Source organism: Okeania sp. SIO2B9, from assembly GCF_010672505.1.
GTDB classification, from domain to species: Bacteria; Cyanobacteriota; Cyanobacteriia; order Cyanobacteriales; family Microcoleaceae; genus Okeania; species Okeania hirsuta.
This window is the reverse complement of sequence record NZ_JAAHGK010001347.1, coordinates 1-2,006: the sequence shown is the minus strand read 5'-3', so window position 1 is coordinate 2,006 and position 2,006 is coordinate 1. Positions and strand designations below refer to the sequence as shown.

The window sequence follows — 2,006 nt, the reverse complement described above, 5'->3', positions numbered from 1 at the left end:
ACTGATTTTACTCTGAAGTAGGCTCAGTGAATAGTTGTTACTATGAATATGGAGTAAAACTATGGACCAACCGATGGAAATGCCACTGGAAAAGCAATTTAGTGTTCGGTCTTTTGAGACTCAGGTGCGACAAATGAATTTACAACAAGCTCAAGAATGCTTAGTTGAACTATATCAACAAATGTTGGTAAGGGAAACTCTTTACCAACAATTTTTAAAACATAAGTGGGGATTAGAATCTAACCCTGATTTTGACTAAAACGGAAGTTGTCTTAGGGACGACCTCTTTCTCTCACTCAGTTTCAAACTAATGAAAGAGAGTTGGGGATCGTGGGGCGTCAACTAATACTGTTTCACTCAACTCAAAACTTAAAACTAAGATTTTATGAGCTAAGAAGTTTAGTTAACAACAACTTTAGGCGATTGATTATTTAATATTAATATATATTATTTGACATTATTTAAGTGTATTGCTATCAATTTGAAATTATTACAAGTATTAAAAACATCATTGAGTGACTAACTCAAAAATTAAGAATACTCAAGAATACTAAAAAATATTAATAATTGTTTATTAATTAGTCTGGTTGACGCTCTATAGTTGCCTCCATAGCACTATTCAAAGAAACACCACTTAAAATCCCGCCAGTAAAATAATATCGCTCTTGGTCTAAGCGTAGTAAAGTTTCAAAGCCACTACGACGTTGGACATCATTTCCCAGTACCCAATAGCGCTGAATAATTGAATTAATGCCCAGCCACCCTTCTCCTTCTATTTTTCCTAGTTCGCTATGCTGAAGAAGAAACGTATAGTGTCGTTCGTCACTGTCGAGACGTCCTCTGTATTGTAAGATAATGTCCTCACGGTCTTGACTGGGAAATATCAGTTTTGTCACCATAGAGAACCAATCTGTACGGTCCCATGTAACAATAGTCTTACCCTTAACAGTAATTAACATTCCATTACGCTCTAGCCAATTTCCTTCTATTGCCCATTGGCCTGATTCTAGTATAAATGTATGAGCCACAGTGCTATTCCTATGCTCCTAATCCTAGCTTCATTGATACGGCGAGGTGGGAGGTTGACAAAAATTACGTTTTGTGCTAATGGTATGCCAGTCAAAAGATTCAGCAAGATTAGTCCAAAGAAAAAGTCTAATATCTTGATGTTTTGGCTGGTGAAGCATGGGTAAATTGAGTTACCTAGTTCAGTGTTAGCACTATCGATCTATTTTAGACTATCTATACCACTTATGTGTATAAATAATCTAAAAAACAAAAAATTAAAAACTTTAAATATAGGTAGAACTGTCCTTTGTTAGAGTTTAAATTAAAAATTTTTCTCCAACCATCAAACCCTCTTTACCCACAAATAGTAAAAAAAGTAGTAGGGAACAGGGAACAGCAGATCAAAATTTGAAAATTGTGAGGTTTAGGGAAATAATTGATATTACTCTTATATTTTAATTATTTTATTAAATATTAATTATTCGTTACCAATTTGTTTAATGGTTAAATCAAAGGCTTATTTATTTTCGTGGATATGTCTAATATCAAATTCGTTTATTAACAATTAAACTGTCAAGCCCGCGGTGACTGAAACGGAGGTAGCAGGAAGCAATTACGAAAAAGCTAGGCTGAGAATAGCTAAATTTCATCCCAAACTTAAAGATACTAGAACGGATTTCCTACATAAGTTATCTACTGAAATAATTCGTGAAAACCAAACAATTATTTTGGAAGATTTAAACGTTTCTGGTTTGGTAAAGAATCGGAAACTGTCAACAGCTATATAAGATTTAGGATGGAGACAATGCGAGGAGTCAGTCCTCAGTCCTCAGGAGTCAGGAGGGAAGAAAGAAGGAAGGAACAAAAGTAAAGATAATTTCAGTATTTCTTCGGTACTGTCAGTTCTGAAATTTTATTTATAACTGACCCGTCCGTTAGCGTAGCTCCCCCGGAGGGGGAACATGATATAAGATGATTTTCTCGCAGGGGTGATACTC

The 2,006-nt window shown here is 34.9% G+C and carries 4 protein-coding genes; 2 read left to right on the top strand and 2 right to left on the bottom strand.

Annotated features, from left to right (window positions below; translation table 11 throughout):
- Positions 1–61 precede the first annotated feature (61 nt).
- Positions 62–259 (top strand): NblA/ycf18 family protein, encoded by a 198-nt coding sequence (locus F6K13_RS30600; protein ID WP_287289487.1) that lies wholly within the window; start codon positions 62–64, stop codon positions 257–259.
- A 319-nt stretch (positions 260–578) separates the two neighbouring features.
- Here F6K13_RS30600 and F6K13_RS30595 read toward each other — a convergent pair whose 3' ends face one another.
- Both F6K13_RS30595 and F6K13_RS30590 read right to left on the bottom strand, forming a co-directional pair.
- Positions 579–1,028, bottom strand: coding sequence for a hypothetical protein (locus F6K13_RS30595; RefSeq protein WP_124144532.1), 450 nt, complete (start codon positions 1,026–1,028; stop codon positions 579–581).
- 30 nt (positions 1,029–1,058) lie between these two features.
- Positions 1,059–1,187, bottom strand: coding sequence for a hypothetical protein (locus F6K13_RS30590; protein ID WP_275670339.1), 129 nt, complete (start codon positions 1,185–1,187; stop codon positions 1,059–1,061).
- A gap of 405 nt (positions 1,188–1,592) precedes the next feature.
- Between F6K13_RS30590 and F6K13_RS30585 the strand changes: the two genes are divergently transcribed.
- Positions 1,593–1,796, top strand: coding sequence for a transposase (locus tag F6K13_RS30585; RefSeq protein WP_287521064.1), 204 nt, complete (start codon positions 1,593–1,595; stop codon positions 1,794–1,796).
- Positions 1,797–2,006 lie beyond the last annotated feature (210 nt).

Excerpts from the sequence above, each read along its gene's own strand:
- F6K13_RS30600 (WP_287289487.1), top strand. The coding sequence starts at position 62 with ATGGACCAACCGATGGAAATGCCACTGGAAAAGCAATTTAGTGTTCGG.
- F6K13_RS30590 (WP_275670339.1), bottom strand. The coding sequence starts at position 1,187 with ATGCTTCACCAGCCAAAACATCAAGATATTAGACTTTTTCTTTGGACT.